Annotated in this window: 3 protein-coding genes; all 3 read right to left on the bottom strand. The window is 40.2% G+C overall.

Annotation, left to right across the window (positions count from 1 at the left end):
- On the bottom strand, positions 1–644 hold a 644-nt coding region (locus ABZC96_RS09285; RefSeq protein ID WP_373030659.1), incomplete at its 3' end, for a ComEC/Rec2 family competence protein.
- A gap of 115 nt (positions 645–759) precedes the next feature.
- Positions 760–2,190 (bottom strand): replicative DNA helicase, encoded by a 1,431-nt coding sequence (locus tag ABZC96_RS09280; RefSeq protein ID WP_373030657.1) that lies wholly within the window; start codon positions 2,188–2,190, stop codon positions 760–762.
- Positions 2,190–3,228: flavodoxin-dependent (E)-4-hydroxy-3-methylbut-2-enyl-diphosphate synthase (gene ispG / locus ABZC96_RS09275; protein WP_373030656.1), on the bottom strand; the 1,039-nt coding region annotated here is incomplete at its 5' end. The genes ABZC96_RS09280 and ispG, both read right to left, overlap by 1 nt.

The following is a 3,228-nucleotide window of genomic DNA, read 5'->3' as shown; positions in this document are numbered from 1 at the left end:
CCGACATCGAACAGTGCATGGCGATAAGGGGAAAAGTGTTGCTGTAGGGGCCTATAGAGTAACAAAAGAAGGCTATAGACCAATCCCCATAATATTCCCAAATGAAATCCGCTCAATGCCACAAGATGACTGACACCAAGCATACTTATTTTTTCTCTTAGCTCTTTATCTAAAGGCGTAGCAAAAAAAATAGCATTGTAAAATGATGCTAAAGAGGGGTCCTTATGTTGTATAGACACTTTTTCAAGCAGATCATCTTTAAAAGTTAAATCAAGAAGCTGTTTTTCTTTAATACGACTTTTTACATAAAATGTACCTAGATAGTCGGTAAAAGATATACTTTTATTTGGAAATATCTGTAAACGTAACCGTTTATGCTGGAAATCATCTTTACTATAATTGGTCGTATAAAAAGTAAATCCGTCATCACTACGAAGTTTAAGCACTTGATAACGTTTATTACCTTTAGACTTTGTATAGGCATTAAGGACTTTCGCATGGGTATAATAAAAAGGTTTTGAAATGAAACTTTGATAGGATTGATATTCGATGAAAAGACGAATAAGAATTATCGACAGAAAAAAGAGCACTGTCCAAACAAACGTTTTCTTTTCAGGAAATAGTTTTGGTTTTTCTAGCTGCATTAGAAGTCTCTTTCTTGCGTGTCTCATTAGCGCAACTAGTTGCGTGAGCCAACTGCTGAAGCCTAAGCAAACTCAACGTTAGCGTAACAGAATATAGAGCTTTGTCTATTGTGTCCTATATAGTTGGTAACTCTATATTACCTGTATTCATAGGGATATCAGCATCTTCATACTCTATCTCAAATGCCGGACCACTTGGCGCATCCACAAAACGTGTAAAGTTCTTTTGGAAAATGAGGTTCACTGTACCTGTAGGACCATTTCTTTGTTTTCCTATGATGATCTCTGCATCTTCCTCAGGTTTTTTTCTAAACTCGGATGTGTACTCTTTACCTTCTGCTTTGGCTTTCATCTCTTTTTCTTTCTCTTGTGCCTCACGATAGACATCATCACGGTAAACAAAGAGAATAATATCGGCATCTTGTTCTATGGCTCCGGACTCGCGCAGGTCAGAGAGCATTGGACGTTTATTATCCCTGCTTTCTACTCCACGATTAAGCTGTGAAAGCGCGATGATAGGTATCTGCAATTCTCTGGCTAACTGTTTGAGTCCTCTTGAGATTTCAGAAACTTCTTGTTGTCTTCCTTCTCTACCTTCACCACTCATAAGTTGTAAGTAGTCAATGATAGCAACAGATATTTCAGGGTGTTGCCCTTTAAGTTTACGAAGCTTACTGCGCACATGGTGGATGGTTGCATATCCACCGTCATCTACAAAAAGTTTTTTCTGAGAGAGGTCTTGCGTTGCAGCAGAAAGATCACTCCACTGCTCATCTTTAAGATCACCCACTCTAAGCGCCTGAAGTGGTATAGATGTTTTAGCAGACAGCAGTCTCAGCATGAGCTGTTCTGCCGGCATTTCCAGTGAGAAAAAAGCCACCCCTTCATTACGCTCTATGGCTTTGAGTGCCATATTGAGTACAAATGCCGTTTTTCCCATAGCAGGACGTGCAGCGATGATCACCAAGTCCCCTTTACCAAATCCTGATGTTTTATCATTAAGGTTTCTAAACCCGGTATCTGTACCGATAAGTTTAGAATTTCCAAGTGCTTTGAGACGTTCTATCTCAGTCATCATCGCTAAAGTGATCTCTTTAGCTTCCCTAAAGTCATCTGATGTTGAGTTTTGTGTGATCTCATAAAGCTTTTTCTCAACCAGATTCATCACTTCTTCAGCAGGGAGATCATCTTCTATAGTGACTTTCCTTATCTCTGTCGCAAGTGTAGCCAAAGCTCTTTTACTGGACTTTGCTTTTATCTCTTTGAGGTAAGCAGCTGTATTGGTGATTGGATTTGCTGAAAGCAAGTCAAGCATCGCTACCTCATCAAACTTACCCATACTATTCAGTTTAGAACGTAAAAATTCATCATCAAGAGGTTTCTCCTCTACACTAAGTTCTTCCATCGCAGCAAACACATGCTGGTGAAAAGGGAGGTAAAAATCATGTGGTTTTAACTTGGCTGCGATCTCTTCATACGTTTCAGGATCAAAAATAACGGCAGAAAGTACTGCTCTCTCTATATTTAGATTGTACATGTTTTCCATTATTTATTATCCTCTGCGAATTTCTCTACTTCTTGCACAAATCTCTCGACCAAGTCTTCTTCGGGAAGTCTTGCAACCACTTCCCCTTTAAGCATGATCAGTCCTGAACCTTTACCATAGGCGATCGCAACATCAGCATGTTTCGCTTCACCGATAGCATTGACCACGCAGCCCATTACAGAAACATCCATAGGTGTTTTAATATGCGCCGTCCGTCTTTCTACTTCTGCTACAGCGCTCACCAAGTCAGCCTCTATACGTCCACAGGTAGGACAAGAGATGATGTTCAGCCCTTCTTTCATCCTGCCACTGTCTTTGAGTATGGCTTTACCAACTTTGATCTCTTCTTCAAGTTCACCGGTAATGGAAACACGCATCGTATCTCCTATACCATCAAGCAGTAAAGCACCTAAACCTATGGCAGATTTAATAGTCGCATGAAAAATGGTCCCTGCTTCTGTCACACCCAAATGAAAAGGGTAGTCATTTTTAGGACGTAACATTCTATAGGCATCTACGGTTCTGTCTACATCAGATGCCTTAAGAGATACTTTTATATCTGTAAATCCCAGATCTTCCAAAAACTTAATGTTGTACTCTGCAGACGCGACCATACCCTCAGCCGTTGCACCATACTTTTGGTCAAATTCTTTTTCCAATGAACCTGCATTAACCCCTATACGAATAGGTAAATTTCTGTCTTGACAGGCTTTCACTATCTCTTTAATACGTGATTTCTCACCGATATTTCCAGGATTAAGACGTATACAGTCCACCCACTTTGCTGCTTCTAGAGCAAGTTTATAGTTAAAGTGAATATCTGCAATAAGTGGTAAAGAAATTTGCTCTTTGATAGCTTTAAGTGCCAATGCATCCTGCATTTCAGGAACAGCAACACGCACCATGTCAGCGCCCGCGAAATGTAGACGGTTTATCTGTTCTACTGTGGCTGCTACGTTATGTGTATCACTATACGTCATAGACTGCACAGAGATAGGGGCATCGCCACCCACAGCTACATCACCCACATAAATTTTT

The sequence above is a fragment of the Sulfurovum sp. genome, from assembly GCF_041551015.1.
Classification (GTDB): Bacteria; Campylobacterota; Campylobacteria; order Campylobacterales; family Sulfurovaceae; genus Sulfurovum.
This window is presented reverse-complemented; position numbering and strand designations above follow the sequence as displayed.

What these genes read in the sequence shown, in the direction of transcription:
- ABZC96_RS09280 (WP_373030657.1), bottom strand. Translation starts at nt 2,190, where the DNA reads ATGGAAAACATGTACAATCTAAATATAGAGAGAGCAGTACTTTCTGCC.